19 protein-coding genes are annotated in these 19,594 nt (G+C 61.0%); 12 read left to right on the forward strand and 7 right to left on the reverse strand.

The features are described from left to right. Positions 1 to 62: 62 nt before the first annotated feature. The 7 genes from rimM (at position 63) to leuC (ending at position 6,472) form a co-directional block, all read left to right on the forward strand. Positions 63 to 653, forward strand: a complete 591-nt coding sequence (gene rimM, locus GGD46_RS12900; RefSeq protein ID WP_184704373.1) for a ribosome maturation factor RimM — start codon at positions 63 to 65, stop codon at positions 651 to 653. A gap of 24 nt (positions 654 to 677) precedes the next feature. After that, a complete protein-coding gene (trmD, locus tag GGD46_RS12905; RefSeq protein WP_184704375.1) occupies positions 678 to 1,370 on the forward strand; it encodes a tRNA (guanosine(37)-N1)-methyltransferase TrmD in 693 nt (230 codons plus the stop codon). 49 nt (positions 1,371 to 1,419) lie between these two features. Next, positions 1,420 to 1,839, forward strand: a complete 420-nt coding sequence (locus tag GGD46_RS12910) for a DUF1801 domain-containing protein (protein WP_184704377.1) — start codon at positions 1,420 to 1,422, stop codon at positions 1,837 to 1,839. A gap of 274 nt (positions 1,840 to 2,113) precedes the next feature. After that, complete coding sequence (rplS, locus tag GGD46_RS12915; RefSeq protein ID WP_037154696.1) at positions 2,114 to 2,656, forward strand: 50S ribosomal protein L19; 543 nt, start codon at positions 2,114 to 2,116, stop codon at positions 2,654 to 2,656. A gap of 339 nt (positions 2,657 to 2,995) precedes the next feature. After that, positions 2,996 to 3,793 carry a basic amino acid ABC transporter substrate-binding protein gene (locus tag GGD46_RS12920; RefSeq protein ID WP_184704379.1) on the forward strand — a complete coding sequence of 266 codons (798 nt, stop codon included), beginning with the start codon at positions 2,996 to 2,998 and terminating at the stop codon, positions 3,791 to 3,793. Between the two features lie 34 nt (positions 3,794 to 3,827). Continuing rightward, the gene (locus tag GGD46_RS12925) at positions 3,828 to 4,706 is read left to right on the forward strand and encodes an amino acid ABC transporter permease (RefSeq protein WP_184704381.1); all 879 of its coding nucleotides are present in this window, start codon (positions 3,828 to 3,830) and stop codon (positions 4,704 to 4,706) included. 356 nt (positions 4,707 to 5,062) lie between these two features. Beyond that, positions 5,063 to 6,472, forward strand: coding sequence for a 3-isopropylmalate dehydratase large subunit (gene leuC, locus GGD46_RS12930; protein ID WP_184704383.1), 1,410 nt, complete (start codon positions 5,063 to 5,065; stop codon positions 6,470 to 6,472). A 74-nt stretch (positions 6,473 to 6,546) separates the two neighbouring features. Here leuC and GGD46_RS12935 read toward each other — a convergent pair whose 3' ends face one another. Next, positions 6,547 to 7,446, reverse strand: coding sequence for an EamA family transporter (locus GGD46_RS12935; RefSeq protein WP_184704385.1), 900 nt, complete (start codon positions 7,444 to 7,446; stop codon positions 6,547 to 6,549). A gap of 82 nt (positions 7,447 to 7,528) precedes the next feature. Between GGD46_RS12935 and GGD46_RS12940 the strand changes: the two genes are divergently transcribed. Beyond that, positions 7,529 to 8,020, forward strand: coding sequence for a MarR family winged helix-turn-helix transcriptional regulator (locus GGD46_RS12940; RefSeq protein WP_184704387.1), 492 nt, complete (start codon positions 7,529 to 7,531; stop codon positions 8,018 to 8,020). Here GGD46_RS12940 and GGD46_RS12945 read toward each other — a convergent pair. Continuing rightward, positions 7,994 to 8,920, reverse strand: coding sequence for a LysR family transcriptional regulator (locus GGD46_RS12945; RefSeq protein WP_184704389.1), 927 nt, complete (start codon positions 8,918 to 8,920; stop codon positions 7,994 to 7,996). The two genes, GGD46_RS12940 and GGD46_RS12945, sit on opposite strands and share 27 nt — an antisense overlap. A 134-nt stretch (positions 8,921 to 9,054) precedes the next feature. Here GGD46_RS12945 and GGD46_RS12950 point away from each other — a divergent pair, with 134 nt between their 5' ends. After that, the gene (locus GGD46_RS12950) at positions 9,055 to 10,515 is read left to right on the forward strand and encodes an MFS transporter (RefSeq protein ID WP_184704391.1); all 1,461 of its coding nucleotides are present in this window, start codon (positions 9,055 to 9,057) and stop codon (positions 10,513 to 10,515) included. Positions 10,516 to 10,555: 40 nt separating this feature from the next. Here the strand turns inward: GGD46_RS12950 and GGD46_RS12955 are convergent, their stop codons facing one another. Further along, positions 10,556 to 11,266: a glutathione S-transferase family protein gene (locus GGD46_RS12955; RefSeq protein ID WP_184704393.1), complete on the reverse strand. Its 711-nt coding sequence runs from the start codon at positions 11,264 to 11,266 to the stop codon at positions 10,556 to 10,558. A gap of 116 nt (positions 11,267 to 11,382) precedes the next feature. Here GGD46_RS12955 and GGD46_RS12960 point away from each other — a divergent pair, with 116 nt between their 5' ends. Then, on the forward strand, positions 11,383 to 12,315 hold the full coding sequence (locus GGD46_RS12960) for a LysR family transcriptional regulator (protein WP_184704395.1): 933 nt from the start codon (positions 11,383 to 11,385) through the stop codon (positions 12,313 to 12,315). 71 nt (positions 12,316 to 12,386) lie between these two features. On the opposite strand, the gene GGD46_RS12965 is transcribed toward GGD46_RS12960, so the two are convergent. After that, positions 12,387 to 13,217 (reverse strand): aldo/keto reductase, encoded by an 831-nt coding sequence (locus GGD46_RS12965; protein ID WP_184704397.1) that lies wholly within the window; start codon positions 13,215 to 13,217, stop codon positions 12,387 to 12,389. Positions 13,218 to 13,810: 593 nt separating this feature from the next. Between GGD46_RS12965 and GGD46_RS12970 the strand changes: the two genes are divergently transcribed. Next, a complete protein-coding gene (locus GGD46_RS12970; RefSeq protein WP_184704399.1) occupies positions 13,811 to 14,494 on the forward strand; it encodes a response regulator transcription factor in 684 nt (227 codons plus the stop codon). Positions 14,495 to 14,503: 9 nt separating this feature from the next. Next, the gene (locus GGD46_RS12975; RefSeq protein ID WP_184704401.1) at positions 14,504 to 14,959 is read left to right on the forward strand and encodes a cyclic nucleotide-binding domain-containing protein; all 456 of its coding nucleotides are present in this window, start codon (positions 14,504 to 14,506) and stop codon (positions 14,957 to 14,959) included. 34 nt (positions 14,960 to 14,993) lie between these two features. Here GGD46_RS12975 and GGD46_RS12980 read toward each other — a convergent pair whose 3' ends face one another. From GGD46_RS12980 to GGD46_RS12990, 3 genes are all read right to left on the reverse strand, one after another. Beyond that, positions 14,994 to 15,797 carry an exodeoxyribonuclease III gene (locus GGD46_RS12980; RefSeq protein WP_184704403.1) on the reverse strand — a complete coding sequence of 268 codons (804 nt, stop codon included), beginning with the start codon at positions 15,795 to 15,797 and terminating at the stop codon, positions 14,994 to 14,996. Positions 15,798 to 16,012: 215 nt separating this feature from the next. Then, a complete protein-coding gene (locus GGD46_RS12985) occupies positions 16,013 to 16,681 on the reverse strand; it encodes an outer-membrane lipoprotein carrier protein LolA (protein WP_184704405.1) in 669 nt (222 codons plus the stop codon). A gap of 154 nt (positions 16,682 to 16,835) precedes the next feature. Continuing rightward, a complete protein-coding gene (locus tag GGD46_RS12990) occupies positions 16,836 to 19,493 on the reverse strand; it encodes an FtsK/SpoIIIE family DNA translocase (RefSeq protein WP_184704407.1) in 2,658 nt (885 codons plus the stop codon). Positions 19,494 to 19,594: the final 101 nt, after the last annotated feature.

Consider the following 19,594-nt stretch of genomic DNA (forward strand, 5'->3'; position numbering starts at 1 on the left):
ACGCAAGCATCACTGTAGCACCTTAGATTTGCTGCATAATCCCGGTAACCGGCGAAGAGACCATGACGAAACTGCAAAACCCGGTATTGATGGCCACCATCGGCGCGGCTCAAGGCCTCAGAGGCGAAGTGCGCGCCCGCGCCTACACCTCGGATCCGACCGCGCTCGGCGATTACGGCCACCTGCACAGCATGGATGGCCGCAGTTTCGAAGTTTTGGAAATCCGCGAAGCCAAGAATGTCGTCGTGGTACGCTTCCGCGGCGTCAACGACCGCAATGCCGCCGAAGCGCTGAACGGGCTGGAACTCTATATCGAGCGCGACAATCTGCCGGATGACGAGCTCGACGACGACGAATTCTTCTACACCGATCTCGAAGGCCTGGAGGCCGTAGACGATGAAGGCACTGGCTACGGTACGGTCAGCGGTGTCTATGATTTCGGCGCCGGCGACCTTTTGGAACTGAAGGGACCGGGCAAGCGCCCCGTGCTGATCCCCTTCTCCGAAGCTGCCGTACTCGAAATCGATCTGGAGGGCGGCAAGATTTTAATCGATCCTCTGGCCGCGGGGCTTATCGACAACCCCGACGACCTCATCGGCAAACCGGAAAAGCCGGAAAAACCCGAGAAGCCGCAGGGCAAGCCGAAGAAGTGATCCTCGTTGGAAAGTGACCGCGCCATGAGTTTCCGGGCGACCGTTCTGACGCTTTACCCCGAGATGTTTCCCGGCCATCTCGGCGCGTCGCTTGCCGGCAAGGCGATGGAACGCGGGCAATGGTCGCTGGACACAGTGCAGATCCGCGATTTTACCACCGACAAGCACCGCACCGTCGACGATACGCCGGCCGGTGGCGGCGCCGGCATGGTGCTGAAACCCGACGTGCTTGCCCGCGCCATCGACCATGCTAGCGAAAACGACAGCCGCCCGCGTCTGCTCATGAGCCCGCGCGGCAAGCCGCTGACGCAGAAGCGCGTGCGCGAACTTGCCGATGGGGACGGCGTTATCATCGTCTGCGGCCGCTTCGAAGGCGTAGACCAACGCGTCATCGACGGCCGCGACCTCGAGGAAGTCTCGATCGGCGACTATATCCTCTCCGGCGGCGAGCCGGCCGCCCTCATCCTGCTCGATGCCATCGTGCGCATCCTGCCCGGCGTCATGGGCAATGATCTGTCCGGCCTGCATGAAAGCTTCGAAGGCGGCATGCTGGAACATCCGCACTATACCCGTCCGCAAATTTGGGAAGACCGCGAGATTCCGGCCATCCTCACCTCGGGCAACCACGCGGCGATCGCCAAATGGCAGCGGGAGCAGGCCGAGCAGCTGACACGCGAGCGCCGGCCGGATCTGCTCGATAAAAAGACTGAAAAATAGCCGCCTCAACCAGCATGGCGGACGCAAAAGAGCGAGGAGGCTCCGGAGGATGGCAAAGGACGACGCAACGGGAGTCGAACAGGTTGGCTCCACTTCTGAGCTGATCGACGACAAGATCCGGGAACTGGGCGACTGGCGCGGCACAACGCTCGCCAAGGTCCGCGCACTCATCAAGCAGGCCGAACCTGATGTGATCGAGGAGCTGAAATGGCGCGGAGTGCCGGTATGGTCGCACGAGGGCATCATCTGCACTGGCGAGACCTACAAGAGCGTCGTGAAGCTGACTTTTGCCAAGGGCGCCTCGATCGAGGATCCTTCCCGCCTGTTTAACTCCAGCCTCGAAGGCAATACGCGGCGGGCCATCGATATCCATGAGAACGAGGATATCGACGAAGAAGCGTTGAAGGCGCTCATTCGCGCGGCCGCGGCGCTGAGTGTATCGACGCGGAAAAAGCCTAAGAAGGCCTGAGCGGTATTCAGGCAACCGGATGCGTGATAAAATGCCGTTCTGAGCCGGAAGCAGGGCAATAAAGCCCACTTAATTCCGCGGCAAGGGGTGACAAGGTCGCGACAATAGGGTATGTGCGCGCCCGGCATGGGAAATTTCCCATCAACCACCAAAGAAAAGCAGACGTATTCGCCCCTGCCGTAACTGGCATATATTCGAGGCGAGACCTTCGGGTCCGACCAAGAATAGATCGTTCGGGCGCTCTGGCTGTTGAAGCAACAACGAGGTTGATACTATGAACATCATTCAGCAGTTGGAAGCCGAACAGGCTGCCAAGATCGAAGCCAAGCGCACCCTTCCCGAATTTTCCGCTGGCGACACCCTTCGCGTCAACGTGAAGGTCACGGAAGGCAACCGTACCCGCGTTCAGGCCTATGAAGGCGTTTGCATCGCTCGCTCCGGCGGCGGCCTGCAGGAGAACTTCACGGTCCGCAAGATCTCCTACGGCGAAGGCGTCGAGCGCGTATTCCCGGTTTACTCGCCGATGATCGAAAGCGTCGAAGTCGTTCGCCGCGGTAAGGTCCGTCGCGCCAAGCTCTACTACCTGCGCGACCTGCGCGGTAAGGCTGCCCGTATCGTTGAAAACACCGGTACCCGCGCCCGCAAGCTCAACGACGCCGAGCGTCAGGCTCTGGCCGAAGAAAAGGCACGCATCGAAGCCGAGAAGGTTGCAGCCGCCCAGGCTCTCGCAGCCGAAAAGGCAGCAGCCGAAGCCGCAGAAGCAAAGGCAGCTGCAGAAGCTGCTGCAGCCGCAGCAGCCGAGCCGGCAGCAGAATAATTTTCGATCCATACGGATCGCAAAGCTTGAAGGCGGCCCTCGGGTCGCCTTTTTGCTGTCTGCCGCTCCCACAGGGCGGGTATGCATCGGACGAAAAGAATATTCCTCAATTCGCTGTCCACTTTAGAGTTGCTTTTCCATTTTTATGATCGCGGCCGTGGCAATGGCCTTGCCATCCCCTTCACAAATATGACACTTTTCCGCCACCCTGGCGCGGGATGATTTCACGTCAAATCGACCTGAAATCGGAATCCGCGCCAGAATCAAATAGGCGGAGCATGATGTCGTCCGAAAACCGCTGACACTTTTCGGCATCATGCTCTAATCGGGGAGATTTCCATGGCATTCCGCCGTTCGTTCCTTCTGGGCCTCAGCGCCCTCGTGCTTGCACCGTTTGCTGCCTTCGCGGCCGATCTGCCGAACCTCAATGGCAAGACCGTCGTCGTCGTCACCGAGAATGCCTATCCGCCGCTCCAGTTCATCGACCCGAAGACGAGCAAGGCGATCGGCTGGGAATACGACGCGATGAACGAGATCGCCAAGCGCCTGAATTTCAAGGTCGAGTACCAGAACACCAGCTGGGATGCGATGATCCAGGCCGTCTCGGAAGGCCAGTACAACATCGGCATGACCGGCATCACCATCAAGGATGAGCGCAAGCAGAAGGTCGACTTCTCCGATCCTTACATGCGCTCCGAACAGTTCATGCTCGTGCGCGGCGACGAGAAGCGCTTCACCGACGCCAAGAGCTTCGCAACCGTCAAGGACACCCTGATCGGCGCGCAGCCGGGAACGACGCCCTTCTACACCGCCGTCTATTCGGTCCTCGACGGCAACGAGCAAAACCCGCGCATCAAGACCTTCGAAACCTTCGGCGCCACCGTTCAGGCCCTGAAGACCGGCGACGTCGACACGGTGCTGACTGACGGCACGGCCGGCAAGGGCTATGTCGACGCCTCCAACGGCGGTCTGAAGCTGATCGGCGGCCCGCTCGGCTCCGAAGATTTCGGCTTCATCTTCCAGAAGGGCTCCGATCTCGTCGCCCCGGTCAATGCGGCGATTGCCAGCCTCAAGGCCGACGGCACCTTCGACGCGCTGAACAAGAAGTGGTTCCTCGACTACAAGATGGGCCAATGAACTCTGACGATCGACATACTGGAAGCCCGCTCTGATGGCACCTTTGGCAGGCCCGGGCGGGCACCGCGGCAAGGATGACTTTCCCTGGTGGCTGATTGCCCTTGCTATTCTCGGCGTTGTTGCCTCGCTCGCGATCGCGGCAAACGGCCTCTACGCCCAGATCTTCTCCCTTCTGCTCAACGGCATCGGCGTCACGATCTTCGTGACGCTGGTGGCCTTTACGCTCGCCATGCTGCTGGGCCTCGGGCTAGCGCTGCTCGGCCTGTCGGATTTCCTCGTGCTGCGGCAAGTTGCGCGTTTCTATATCGAGATCGTGCGCGGCATTCCGATGCTTGTGCTGCTCTCCTATGTCGCCTTCGTCGGCACGCCGGCTTTTGTGGCAGTCTATAACGTCCTCACCTCTCCGCTCGCCTCAATCGGCTGGACAGGCCCGCTCGTCACTCGCGACGTCCCGTTCGTTTGGCGCACCATCATTGCGCTGACGATCGGCTATTCGTCCTTCATCGCCGAGATCTTCCGCGCCGGTATCCAGGCGGTCGATCAGGGGCAGATCGAAGCGGCAAAGGCGCTCGGCCTCACCCGCTTCCAGCGCTTTCGCCTTGTGGTCTTTCCGCAGGCGATCCGCGTCATCCTGCCACCGCTCTCCAACGATTTCATCGCCATGGTCAAGGATAGCTCGCTGGTATCAGTGCTCGGCGTTGCCGATATCAGTCAGCTCGCCAAGCTCTATTATTCGGCCAACTTCCGCTACTTCGAAACGCTGTCGATCCTCGCCTTCATCTACCTGTTGCTGACGGTCGGCCTGTCTCTGTTGCTGCGGCAGCTCGAAGCCTGGATGCGCCGGCGTGCGGGGAGCGACCGCTCGGCCTTCCCCCGCATGGCGGCGGGCCAGCCGCCCGGCGCGCAGGTGTGATCGAGACGAGTGTGATCGGTACGGCCTACTGCATAATTCCTTAAATCGGGATCGATTTAAGGAAAAAATTATGCAGCAGATTAAAAGTGCAACAGCGCCGACCGTACCGACACAGCTCATAGTCGCCATTGCCGAAGGTTTTGAAAATTGATATGAGCATGCTCATGAGTAGGATCATGAGCAAGGACGGACAATACGTCACGGCTTTCGTGCTGCAGGACCATAAGCGCCTGCCGGCACGTTTCTTTGCGATGATTTCGGGCGCGCTCAACAGCCGACTTCGCTGATCACACCCGAGGCCGGCGGTCCTGATCCGTCAATCCCTTTTTCGACAATGCCAATATGGATCTGTAGCCATGAGCGCTCCACGCACACTTTACGATAAAATCTGGGATGACCATCTGGTCGACGCGCAGGACGACGGCACCTGTCTTCTCTATATCGACCGCCATCTCGTTCACGAGGTGACGTCGCCGCAGGCATTCGAAGGCCTGCGCATGACTGGTCGAAAGGTTCACGCGCCGCAGAAGACGCTGGCTGTCGTCGACCATAACGTTCCGACCTCGCCCGACCGCCACCTCGGCATCAAGAACGAGGAAAGCCGCATCCAGGTCGAGCAGCTCGCCAAGAACGCCGCTGAGTTCGGCGTGGAATACTACTCCGAGAACGACAAGCGCCAGGGCATCGTCCACATCATCGGACCTGAGCAGGGCTTCACCCTGCCCGGCATGACCATCGTCTGCGGCGACAGCCACACCTCGACGCACGGCGCCTTCGGCTCGCTCGCCCATGGTATCGGCACCTCCGAGGTCGAGCACGTGCTCGCCACGCAGACGCTGATCCAGAAGAAGGCCAAGAACATGCTGGTGCAGGTTGACGGCCAGCTGCCGCCCGGCGTCACCGCCAAGGACATCATCCTTGCCATCATTGGCGAAATCGGCACCGCGGGCGGCACCGGCTACGTCATCGAATATGCGGGCGAAGCCATTCGCGCGCTGTCGATGGAAGGCCGCATGACCATCTGCAACATGTCGATCGAAGGCGGCGCCCGCGCCGGCCTGATCGCTCCGGATGAGATCACCTTCGAATATATCAAGGGCAAGCCGCGTGCGCCGAAGGGCGAAGCGCTGGAGCAGGCGATCGCCTACTGGAAGACGCTGCAAACAGACGAAGGCGCGCATTACGACCGCATCGTCAAGCTCGATGCCGCAAGCCTGCCGCCGATCGTTTCCTGGGGCTCCTCACCGGAAGACGTCATCTCCGTTCAGGGCGTCGTTCCGAACCCGGACGAAATCCAGGACGAGACCAAGCGCACCTCCAAGTGGCGCGCTCTCGACTATATGGGCCTGAAGCCGGGCACGCCGATGACCGAGATCAACGTCGATCGCGTCTTCATCGGCTCCTGCACCAACGGCCGCATCGAAGACCTGCGCGCGGTCGCCAAGGTCGTCGAAGGCAAGACAGTGGCCTCCACCGTCGACGCCATGATCGTTCCGGGCTCCGGCCTCGTGAAGGAACAGGCTGAGGCCGAAGGCCTCGACAAGATCTTCAAGGCTGCCGGTTTCGACTGGCGCGAGCCTGGCTGTTCCATGTGCCTCGCCATGAACGACGACCGCCTGAAGCCAGGCGAGCGCTGCGCTTCGACCTCGAACCGCAACTTCGAAGGCCGTCAGGGCTTCAAGGGTCGCACGCATCTGGTTTCGCCGGCCATGGCCGCGGCCGCCGCGATCGCCGGTCACTTCGTCGATATCCGCGAGTGGAACTGATCCGCTCCAAGGCATGAATAAAAGGGCGGCCTGATGGCCGCCCTTTTTCTTTGTGGATAGAGAGGGCTCGCGCTCTATGGCTTCGACACCGCAGGCTGGCTTGCAGGTAAGGCATGTCCTGTCCGGGGAACCTGCTGGACCTTCTGGCTAAGCCAGACGCTGCCAAGCACGACGACAATGCCTGATATCTGCATCGGGCTCAGCTGCTGACCAAGCACCACCCAACCCAGGATGACGGCGGTCGCCGGGCTGAGGAAACCGAGCGACGACACCACCGAAGGCTCAAGCCGCGACAGGCCTCGGAACCAGAGAATGTAAGTCAGCGCCGCGCCGATCAGCCCGAGATAGCTGAAGCCGAGAATATTCGCACCGGTCAGCTGTGGCAAAGGCGGCTCGAGCAGCAACGCGACCGGCAGCAGCAGGAGGCCGCCTGCCGTGAGCTGCCACGCCGTAAAGGTCAACGGCGAGACGTCTGGTCGCCAGCGGCGGCTCAGCACCACGCCGGTTGCCATGGAGAAGGCGCCGGCAATGCCTGCGATGATACCGATCGGATCGAGCGTCGCGTTCGGCGTCAGGATCAGCAACGCGACACCGCCGATGCCGGCAATGGCGGCGACGATGGAAAGACTGCGGATCGGCGAGCCCAGCAGCAACCGCGCCAGCAGGATGACGATCAGCGGCTGGATCGAGCCGACCGTCGCTGCCACGCCACCCGGCAAACGATAGGCCGAGATGAAAAGCAGCCACCAGAAAATGGAGAAGTTCAGCGCCCCGAGCACGAGCGACTTCAGCCACCAGACCCCGTGTGGCAATTGCCGTACGAAGGCAAGCAGCAGCAGCCCGGCAGGCAAAGCGCGCAGCATGGCAACCGTCAGCGGATAGCCGGCGGGCAGCAGTTGCGTCGTCACTATGTAGGTGCTGCCCCAGATTGCCGGCGCAATGGCTGTCAGTAACAGGTCGAAATTGCGGTTCATGGCCTCAGCCTCGGATTTATCTTGACCTCAAGATAATCCAAAATACCTTGACGTCAAGGTAAATTCATGGCGTGGTCTCTGCATGGATCGCATCGACAAAATTCTTGCCCAATGGCGCCGCGAGCGGCCGGATCTCGACACCACGGCGATGGGCCTCTTCGGGCGCATACGCAACCTCACGCTCCATCTCTCCCGTGAGATGGAGAAGACCTTCGCGCGCTTCGACCTGAATTCGGCAAATTTCGATATGCTGGCGACCCTGCGCCGCTCGGGCGAGCCCTACACCCTTTCCCCGAGCGACCTGATGGAGACGATGATGGTGACGTCGGGCACGATGACCAACCGCATCGATCAGCTGGAAAAAGCCGGCCTCGTCGCTCGCAGTCAGAACCCGAACGACGGCCGCAGCTTCTTGATATCGCTGACACCAAAGGGCTTCGAACTGATCGACTCGGCGGTCACGGCGCATGTCGAAACGCAGATGCGCCTGGTCTCAACTCTTTCGCCAGAAGAGCGAACAGCGCTTGACGGCCTTCTTCGCGGTTACTTAGCCGACTTCGAGCCCCATTCCTGAACTTGCGCGCTGCTCTGCGCAGACATCCCGAATGCAGCCGCGCAGCCAGCGATGCGCCGGATCCGCATCCATTCGAGGATGCCAGATCAGTGAGATCGTCACATCCGACGTCGGCACCGGCAGCACGAAGCTATGCATGTCGGTCCGTAGGTTGCCCGTGTAGCGCTCGGGAACGCTGACGATCAAGTCAGAGGCGCGCGCCAAGGCCAGCCCCGCCGAAAAGCTGCCGACGATCGTCGCGATCTGCCGCTCCAACCCCAACCTTGCCAGCGCCTCATCGATCTCGCCTTTCCGCAGACCGCGGCGCGAGACGAGAATATGCCGACCGGCAGCATAGCGCTCCGGCGTGATCGCCCCCTCTCCCAACACGTGCCCGCGGCGCACCACGCCGATGAACCGGTCGTGAAACAATGCCTGCGCCCGCAATTCCGGGCCTGTGTCATCACCCACGACGCCTGTCTCGAGATCGATCGTACCATCGCGCAACGGCGCGCTGTCCTTGTCGAGCTTCTGGGTGAAGTAGAGCCGCACCCCGGGCGCTTGGTCGGCAATGCGCGCGATCAGTTCGGCGCCGAAATTCTCCACGAAACCCTCTCGGGTGCGAATCGTGAAGGTCCGGGCAAGCTGATTGAGGTCCAACACCTCGGAGGGCCGCAAGGCCGCCTCCGCTTCCTGAACGAGCTGCCCGACCCGCTCGCGCAATTCCAGCGCCCTCGGCGTTGGCACAAGTCCGCGCCCCGCCCTGACCAGCAGCGGATCGCCGGTCGTCTCGCGCAAGCGGGCCAGCGCCCGGCTCATGGCTGACGGGCTCAGCTGCAAGCGCCTGGCCGCGCGGGCAACGCTGCCCTCGGCGAGCAGGACATTGAGAGTGACGAGGAGATTGAGATCAGGCGTGGACATGAGGCGACCATAGCATGATTTCGTCGATATATAGCGTCAGGCGCACGAATGAAGTGCAAATGCTGCGCATTCCGCCACATCACGTGAATGACTACGATCCGCGAGACCTTTGGACCTCGTCAGAATCGGAGCACATGTTGAAACCAATCGCCGAAACATCGGAGAAAACGACACCCGGGCGCACGAAAGCCGCGCCTTCGATCCGCTGGGCGCTCGCCAGCCTTTCGCTTTCCATGCTGATGCCCTCGCTCGGCACCAGCATCGCCAATATCGCTTTGCCGACGCTGGCCCAGGCATTCGGCGCATCCTTCCAGCAAGTGCAATGGATCGTGCTTGCCTATCTGCTCGCCATCACGACGCTGATCGTTAGCGTCGGACGGCTTGGAGACATGGTCGGCCGCCGCAGGCTATTGTTGGGCGGAATAGCGCTCTTCACTGTCGCTTCACTTTTCGCCGGCATCGCGCCGACGCTGTGGCTGCTGATTGGAGCTCGCGCCGTACAGGGCCTCGGCGCCGCCATGATGATGGCGCTGACGGTTGCAATGGTCGGCGAAACCGTGCCGAAGGAGCGGACGGGTAGTGCCATGGGCTTGCTCGGCACCATGTCCGCCATCGGCACGACGCTTGGCCCCTCCCTCGGCGGCATCCTGATCGCCGGCTTCGGCTGGAAAGCCATCTTCCTCGTCAACATACCCCTTGGCATCGCGAACTTTCTTCTCGCCATGCGCTTTCTGCCGGCGGATCGTCGGAACCATGGGGCAAGCCAGGGACGGCTGGATACGATCGGCACCCTGTTCCTGGCTCTTACCTTGGCCGCCTACGCGCTCGCAATGACCATTGGACATGGCAGCTTCGGAGCGGTGAATGTCGGCCTGCTACTTGCCGCAGCTTGCGGCGTCGCTCTCTTTGTGGTCGCCGAAACGAAAGTGAAATCGCCGCTGCTGCGCCTTTCGATGTTCCGCGATACGGCGCTGAGTGCCGGCCTTGCCATGAGCACCCTCGTTTCGACGGTCATTATGGTGACACTGGTGGTCGGGCCTTTCTATCTATCGCGCGCACTCGGCTTTGATGCCGCTCATGTCGGCGCCATCATGTCTGCCGGACCGCTGGTCTCGGCACTGACGGGCGTGCCGGCCGGCCGTATCGTTGATCGTCTCGGCGCTCATCGCATGACCGTAACAGGTCTCGTCGGCATGATGATCGGCCTGTCCTTGCTTGCAGCGCTGCAAGGCAAGTTCGGAATTGCCGGCTATGTTGGCCCGCTGGCCATCGTCAGCCTCCACTATGCGCTGTTTCAGGCGGCCAACAATACCACGATCATGAGCAACATCACGCAGGAGCGGCGCGGCGTCATTTCCGGGATGCTGAGCCTGTCGCGCAACCTCGGCCTGATAACCGGTTCATCCGTCATGGGGGCGATCTTCACATTCGCCTCCGGAGCCGCCGACATCACGGCGGCGCGCGCGGAGGCCGTCGCCGCCGGAATGCAAGTAACATTCATCGCCGCCGCGCTGTTGATCGCTGCAACGCTCGGTGTGGCACTGACAAGCTTTGTCTTTGCCCGGCGCTCCAATCTTCTCGAAGACGCCGCATGAAAGGAAAAGCCTGAAGCATCGACTTCAGGCTTTCCGAAAATCAGCCGTTCGGCCGGACGCGCTTCAACGCATCGTCGACGCTGATATTGCCGAGATAGCCGCCGGCCGACTGCGCCGGCTTCTCGTCCTCGATCGCGTGGGCAAATTTGACGGCCGGATCCTCCTCCAGCTGCCGGTATAGCCGCTCGATATTGGGATAGTCGGCTCGCTTCACCACGTCGTGGTAGTCGGTCCAGCGGGCGATGCCGAAGAAATAGGCGTCAGCCAGCGTCTTTCTATCTCCCAGTAGCCATTGCTTGTCCCCCAGCATCCTGTCGAGATCCGCATGCGCCTTGCGCACCTTGAAGCCCCCATAATCGCGTAGCGCAGCCTTTGCCGCCTCGTCTCCGCCATGCTCATACACATACCAAAGCGGCGCGAACGAGTTGAAGAAGCTGGTATTGAGGAAAGCGAGCATCCGGTTGAGCCGATCGAACTCCTCGGTTGCCTGCGCAAACGCCAGGCCCGTATCGGTGCTCTCAGCGCCAAGATGGTTGAGAATGGCGATGCTTTCCGTCAGCACGGCGCCGCTGCCCGTGATCAGGGCGGGCGTCCCGCCGACCGGATTGATGAAGCGATAGTCGCCGCTCATGAAATCCTCCTTGACCATCTCGACACGGGACAGTCTGTAGGGCTTTCCCAGCCACTCGAGTGCGACGATCGATCCGAAGGAGCATCCCGAGGGGACGCCGTAGAAGAGTACCGGTTCCATATTGTTCTCCTGATGTAACGAGGTGAAACCTCGATGCCAGCAATATGGATTTGTGGACCTTGATCCGGTAGACCGGTAAATTCGAACCAAAAGTCTCTTTATATGGACATTGCGCGATGGCATTGAATCTCAATGATCTGCAGATCTTCGTCCAGGCGGTCGACAACGGTGGCTTTGCCGCCACCGCGCGCAGGCTGGGCATGCCGAAATCGACGATCAGCAAACGCATTGCCGCTCTGGAAGCGGATCTCGACACACGGTTGCTTCACCGCACCTCGCGCAGCTTCCTGCTGACCGATTCCGGACGAGACTTCTATGAGCACGCGACAGCCGCGCTGATCGAGGCGGAAGCAGCCGAAAACGCCGTGCGGCGGCGTCACGTCGAGCCGAGCGGCATCGTTCGTATCACCGCCTCCGTGCCATCAGCCCAATTCGTGCTCGCGGATCACCTTCCCTCACTCGCCGTCGCCTATCCCAAGCTGACGCTGCAGATCCATGCCACCGATAGGTTCGTCGATCTGGTACAGGAAGGCTTCGATATCGCCGTGCGCAGCCACTTTTCGCCGCCGCCGGATTCCGAACTGGTTCAAAGGCAGGTTTCGGTTGACGACATGATGCTGGTGGCCTCTCCCGACTATCTCGAAAGGCACGGTTTACCGGCCGATCCGCAGGCGTTGCAGCATCATGACGGCCTGCTCGTTTCGCAGACCGCAAAGACATGGCAGCTTCAGAATGCCGAAGGCGGTTCACTCACCGTTTCCCCTCTCTGCCGCTTCGTCGCCGACGAGACGCTTGTCTTGCTGCGGGCGGCAATCTCGGGCCTCGGTATCACCTGTCTGCCGGAAGCGGCATGCAAGGCGGCACTCAAGAGCGGCCAGCTCGTTCGAATTCTGCCCGACTGGACGGCCGGCAGCGTCACCACCACGATCCTGACCACCCACCGCCGCGGCCAGTTGCCGGGCGTGCGCGCCGTCGTCGAGTTTCTCGCCAGGCGTTTAGCGGCTCGCCATGGCGATGCGGACAACCCAACGCGCCAGGAGATGCGCTGAAAAGAAGAAGGCCCGATGCGATTGCACCGGGCCTTCCCTTGAAACTACAGTTTATTTGCGCGCGCCCGATATCAGAACGTCGCGGTCATCGGATCCGGGCCGATGCGGCCGCTAGCCGAATCGAGCTTGGCGATCTCAGCCAGATCGTCGCTGTCGAGCTTGAAGTCGAAAACCTTGAGATTTTCTTCGATACGGCTCGGCGTTACTGATTTCGGGATGACGATCAGGCCATTGTCGATGTGCCAGCGGATGATGACCTGCGCCGGCGTGCGGCCGTGCTTGGCGGCAACCTTGCCGATCATGGCATTCTCCAGAAGCTTGCCCTGGCCGAGCGGGCTCCAAGACTGCGTCTTGATGCCGAGCTTGTCGTGAACTTCGCGCAGCGCCTTCTGCTGGAAGGTCGGATGCAGCTCGATCTGATTGAGCACCGGCGTCACGCCGGTTTCGCCGATGATGCGGTCGAGATGCTCCTTGGCGAAGTTGGAAACGCCGATCGAATGGGCGCGGCCCTCTTCCTTCAGGCGCACGAAGGCCTTCCAGGTGTCGAGGTAGCGATCGCGATGCGGCGACGGCCAGTGAATGAGGTAAAGGTCGACATACTCGGTACCGAGCCGCTTCAGGCTCTCATCGAACGCCTTGAGAGTGGAATCGAAACCCTGCGCCTCGTTCCAGAGCTTGGTCGTCAGGAAGATATCCTTGCGGGCGACGCCCGACTGGCGCATGCCTTCGCCGACACCATCCTCGTTGGCATAGATAGCCGCGGTATCGACATGGCGATAGCCGGCTTTCAAAGCGGTGCTGACGGCCATCGGCGCAACGTTTTCCGGCGTCTGCCAGACACCGAGGCCGACCTGCGGAATGGAATTGCCGTCATTGAAAGTGATCTTCGTTTGCGTGGTCACGATAAGTCTCCAAAGGATGAGATGGGGTGGAGTGAAGGCGTGATTTAAATTTTGAAAGAAACGATTTGGGCCAAGCCCGCGCGGGCGTGCCGGTAGGAGAGCTATATAGTAGAGAATATTGGGATTTTAACCCCACACGGCGTTTCAGACAACGCAAACCGTCAAGCTTTTCGCAAGCGGAGGAAGGGGCAGCCGCGGTGGCGAGGGGGCTGCTTTTTGACACCGCCGTATCAAGGCAGGAGATCAGGTACTCGAAGCGCTAAGGACGGTGATTTTTACCCGGCGCAGCACCCATGGCAAATATGCCGGCAATCCGTCGGGCAGCGCGCTTGCCTTTTCAATTTCGCTCACATGTTTTTGCTTTGCGCGTGATTTCGTTTGAAATCATAGCAGTTTCAAGCAAACCACCAAGCCCAAGGCTGCGTCTCGACTTGCTAAAAATGCAATTTGGCGTAGGACTTAGGAGGGACTAGGAGCATTTCCAGGAAAAGTGCGAAGCGGTTTTCCGTCCGGAATGCGTATAGAAACAAAGCTAGAGCGCTTGCGCGATTCGAAGAAAAGCGGGCACGCTCTGAAACGAGGATCCGAACGGCATGACCGCACGCACCATTCTCCTGGTGGACGATGACAACGACCTGCGCGAGATGCTGGTCGAGCAATTATCGCTCTACGAGGAATTCAACGTCCTGCAGGAAGTGACGGCTGGAAAGGGCGTGCAGACGGCGCGCACCGTGCCAGTCGACCTCCTCATCATGGATGTCGGGTTGCCTGATATGGATGGCCGCGAAGCCGTGAAGCTGCTGCGCAAAAACGGCTTCAAGCCGCCGATCATCATGCTGACGGGTCACGATACGGATTCCGACACCATTCTCGGCCTGGAAGCCGGCGCGAACGACTATGTGACGAAACCCTTCCGCTTCGCAGTGCTGCTTGCTCGTATCCGTGCGCAGTTGCGCCAGCACGAGCAGAGCGAAGATGCGACCTTCACCGTCGGACGCTATCTCTTCAAGCCGAGCCAAAAGCTTTTGACCACCGAGGACGGGCAGAAGATCCGTCTTACGGAAAAGGAAGCGGCGATCATCCGTTATCTCTATCGTGCCGACCAGAAGGTCGTCACCCGCGATATCCTGCTCGAAGAAGTCTGGGGCTATAATTCCGGCGTGACCACGCACACGCTTGAAACCCATGTCTATCGCCTTCGCCAGAAGATCGAGCGCGACCCATCCAGTGCCGAAATTCTGGTGACAGAAAACGGCGGCTACAAGATCATTCCGTAGGCAGCAGACATGGCGCTGAACGACGATATCCGCCTGCTGTCGCAACTGCCGCTCTTCCACGGCATGGGTGATGAGCCGTTGCGGCTGATCGCCTTCGGCGCCGATCGCCGCCGCGTGTCAGAGGGCCAGACCCTGTTCCGGGAGAAGTCCCCTGCCGAATGCGCCTACGTGGTGACGCGCGGCAGCTTCGAGCTCAGCACCATCGATACGGCCGGGCAAAAGCAGGTGGAAGCCGTGGTGCAGGCCGGCACGATGCTCTCCGAACTTGCCCTGGTGACGTTGGTGGAGCGAAAATACACGGCTGTCGCCGCCGAAGAGTCCGACGTGATCCGCATCACCCGCGCCCTCTTCCATCGGCTGATCGAAGAGTACCCCGACGCCGGTCTGCTGATCCAGAATCGCATCCGCGAAAACTTCGCGGCCCTTGCCAGGCAAACGGCCGCGCTTCTCGGCCGTTTTTCGTGAGAGCCTGAGATCACAGGCCTTCGGCTACATTGTCCTAGAGATCGAAATGCGCCATGACGGGCACGTGGTCGGACGGGCGATCCCAGCCGCGCGCCGCCTTCAGGATCTCGATCCGCTGCAGATGCGGCCCAAGGTCGGATGACGACCAGATGTGATCGAGACGACGGCCACGATCGGCCGCTTCCCAATCCTTGGCGCGATAGCTCCACCACGTATATAGCTTCTCGCTGGCAGGCACCTGCTGGCGCATCAGGTCGAGCCATGCGCCGCGCTTCATTACGTCGATCAGGCCGTCGGTCTCGACTGGCGTGTGGCTGACGATCTTCAAAAGCTGCTTGTGCGACCACACATCGTGCTCAAGCGGCGCAATATTGAGATCGCCGACAAGGATCGCCGATGTATTCGGCTCGGCATCGGCATGCAACTTCTTCATCTCCTCGATGAAGTCGAGCTTATGGCCGAATTTCGGGTTGATATTGCGATCCGGCTCGTCGCCGCCCGCCGGAACGTAGAAATTGTGCAGGCGGATGCGCCGCCCGCTGCGCTCGAAGATCGCCGAGATATGCCTGGAATCGCCGACATTGCAGTAATCCTGCCGGTGATCTTCGGTCAGAGGGAAACGCGAAGCGATCGCCACGCCATGATAGCCCTTCTGGCCATGGATGATGATGTGCTCGTAGCCGAGCGCCCTCAGCGGCGCATAGGGGAAAAGCTCGTTCGGAACCTTGGTTTCCTGCAGGCAAAGAATGTCGGGGCGGGCCTGCATCACGAACTGTTCGACGATGGGCATGCGCAGCCGCACCGAGTTGATGTTCCACGTCGCAATCGAAAATCCCATGCCCAAGCCTTTCCCGTCGTGAGGGTAAGGCTTTAGACCGGCTGCAACGGAAAGGAAAGGTCATTCCGCCACTTCTGCAGCCCCAGAGCAACTCCCGGAAAAGTGCCAGGTGGCTTTCCGTCCGGAATTGCATAACAACAAAAAGAGAGAGCCTTTCCGCGGTTCGAGGAAAAGCGGAAAGGCTCTGAGGCCGGAGATGCCGGTCGGCGCCTTTATCAGCGCGTGTAGTCGATGCGGAAAACGCTGTCGTCGAAGGCGACGTTGGTCTTGACGTTGTTGATGATGACGTCGGTCGTCTTGCCCTGCGGATCGATGACGGTCCACTGGCGCAGGTCGTAGGTTTTGGAATCGAAGATCATCGTGATGGTGGAATCGCCGAAGACGGTGCGATTGCCAAGCGTGATCTTGGTGAGATCCGGCTTGGAGTCGACATCGCGCACCATGTCGGCGGAGAGGTCGATCTTGTTGGCGAGCAGCAGGCTCAGCGGCGTCTTCGACAGCTGATACATGTTGCGCGTCTGGGTCTGGTCGTTGAGGACCTGAACGTTATTGCCGTCGCAGATGACACGCATGCGGGACGGCGGCTCGTAGTTGAAGCGCATCTTGCCCGGCCGCTGGATGAAAAATGAACCGCTCATCTGGTCGCCGCGCGGCCCGATCTGCAGGAAGCCGCCCTTCATCGTCTTGATCGAAGAGAAGTGGTCGGCGATGGCCTGGGCGATGCCGGGATTAAGGGCGGCTGCAGCTGCCTGTGTCGGCGCTGGGGCCTGGGCAAGGGCCGAAATCGGCAGAGCGCCCGCCATGCCAACCGCGACCACGGCGCCGAGAAAATGCCGGCGGCTCAGGGAAAGTCGGTTGGACGGCTGCGCATCAATCTTTGTCATCGAATTCTCCTTCATGCTTCGTCCATGGCGCGCAAAATCGGCGTCTTCATGGCGCGGCGGCCCAAGGCCGGTAGGGGGTCGCGATCAAATTTGCCTGATCATAGGCGGGATGCCGAACATAGGCGGGATATGTGACACGGAAAGGCGGATCGCCTCAGCGATCCAGAATATCCGCTTCGGTGGGAACGAGAATCTCGCGCTTGCCGGCGTGGTTGGCCGGGCCGATCACGCCTTCCTGCTCCATCCGCTCGATCAGCGAAGCGGCGCGGTTGTAGCCGATGCCGAGACGCCTCTGGATGTAGGAGGTCGAGGCCTTGCCGTCACGCAGCACGATCGCGACCGCCTGATCGTAGGGATCGTCCGATTCGGAGAGATTGGAGGTGCCCGCCGGGCCGTGACCGTCTTCGTCCTCATCCTCATCGATGGTGATGGCATCGAGATATTGCGGCGCACCCTGCGTCTTCAGGTAGGCAACGATATCCTCGACTTCGCCGTCGGCGACGAAAGGACCGTGCACGCGCTGGATGCGCCCGCCGCCGGCCATATAGAGCATGTCGCCCATGCCGAGCAGCTGCTCCGCTCCCTGCTCGCCGAGGATGGTGCGGCTGTCGATCTTCGACGTTACCTGGAAGGAGATGCGCGTCGGGAAGTTCGCCTTGATGGTGCCGGTGATGACGTCGACCGAAGGACGCTGGGTCGCCATAATGACATGGATACCGGCGGCACGCGCCATCTGCGCCAGGCGCTGCACGGCACCTTCAATATCCTTGCCGGCGACCATCATCAGATCGGCCATTTCGTCGATGATGACGACGATATAGGGCATCGGCTTCAGGTCGAATTCTTCCGTCTCGTAGATCGCCTCGCCGGTGTGGCGGTCGAAGCCGGTCTGTACGGTCCGGCTGATGGCTTCGCCCTTGGCGACGGCCTGTTCGACGCGCGTGTTGAAGCCATCGATGTTGCGCACACCGATCTTCGACATCTTCTTGTAGCGCTCTTCCATCTCGCGGACGGTCCATTTTAGCGCGACGACGGCCTTCTTCGGGTCGGTGACGACAGGCGACAAAAGATGCGGGATGCCGTCATAGACGGAGAGTTCGAGCATCTTCGGATCGATCATGATCAGGCGGCACTGCTCCGGCGTCATGCGATAGAGCAACGACAGGATCATGGTGTTGATGGCGACGGATTTACCCGAGCCGGTGGTGCCGGCGACAAGCAGATGCGGCATCTTGGCAAGGTCGGCGATGACGGGCTCGCCTCCGATCGTCTTGCCGAGCGCCATGGCAAGCTTCGCCTTGGAGCCCTCGAAATCGCGGCTGGCAATCAGCTCACGCAGATAGACCGTCTCGCGCGTGGAGTTGGGCAGCTCGATGCCGATGGCGTTGCGGCCGGGAACGACGGCGACGCGGGCGGCGATCGCGCTCATCGAGCGGGCGATATCGTCGGCAAGTCCGATCACGCGAGAAGATTTGATGCCAGGCGCCGGCTCCAGCTCGTAAAGCGTGACGACCGGGCCGGGACGGACATGGATGATCTCGCCCTTGACGCCGAAATCTTCCAGCACCCCTTCGAGCATGCGGGCATTCTGCTCGAGCGCATCGGCCGAAAGCGTCGCATCGCGGGCAACGGCCTTCGGCTCGGCCAGCAGATGCACGGCCGGCAGCTGGAAGCCATAGGGGCGGATGAAGGAGGTCTGCGCCTCTCGCTCCGCCCGTGCGCCAGGCTTCGGACGCGACGCCGCCGGAACGACACGCTGTCCAGGGACCGCCTTCGGCGATGCCGAATGCAGCGGCCATTCGTCTTCATCCTCATCGTCGGGCAGAATGCCGGCAGGCCGCGGCGGGTCGCGATCATAGCTCGAATCATCGTCCTCACCGTCACCCATGCTGATGGAGGGTGCCGACACGACCCGACGCGCTGCCGAGCCTTCAAGCGACGGCTCGACGCGAGCCATTGGCGCCTTCGCACGCGCAGGCTCGTTCAGTGTACCGAATTCGTCATCATTGAAATCATAGGGCGCATCGAAAGCATGGTCGCGGCGCTTGCGCGGCCCCATGCCGAACAGGCGGCGGAGGCGGGCCTGGGTATTGTACCAGGCATGCATGACCGCGCCAAAGGCCATGAAGTTGCTGAGGAAGCTGCCGCGGTCGTCATCCTCGTCCTCGTCGCCGACACGGCGGGCACGGCTGCGCGTTTCCTCGTACTCGTCTTCATCCTCTTCGTCTTCGACCGGGCTTTCCCCGATCACGCCGGCGCCGAAGAGCAAGAGCCAGATGGCGGGAACGGCAAGCAGCGAGCCGATCACGATGGCGAAGACGCCGCTCGGATAGGTGCCGATGAAGAGCGCCGGAAACCGCAGCAGGATATCGCCGACAACCCCGCCGATGCCGTTTGGAATCGGCCAAGTGGGCGGCGCCGGGAAGCAAGCCATGGAACCGGCCGCTACAACGCAGCCACCTAGCCATGCACCGAGACGCGACGGTACGCGGTTGAGCTTGCGATTGGAAATGAAGGCGAAGGCCCAGGCGGCAACGGGCAACATAGCAACCAGGGAAGTCAGGCCAAGGGACTGCATCATGATATCGGCGAATGCGGCGCCGGGAAAACCGAGCAGATTGGTCGGAGCATTGCCTGTGGCGTAGGAATAGCTGGGGTCCATGACGTTCCAGGTCGCCAGCGCAGCAACGGCGAGCGCCAGCAGGAACAGCAATGCGAAGCCGGCCAGACCCTTGACCTGACGCCAAACCACACTCGATAGCGATAAACGGTCGGGGCGACCGCTCAACGCCGCCGAATTGCTTCTGCCCATGATATCCAGCCCCGTTCCTTGTCGATAGCGCAAGCGAATCGGTCGATGCCCACTCGCCGGCAGGTTAGCCCTACCTAATCAGAGGAGGGTTAATGGCATGT

This window comes from Martinezella lusitana (assembly GCF_014207095.1).
GTDB classification, from domain to species: domain Bacteria; phylum Pseudomonadota; class Alphaproteobacteria; order Rhizobiales; family Rhizobiaceae; genus Rhizobium; species Rhizobium lusitanum_B.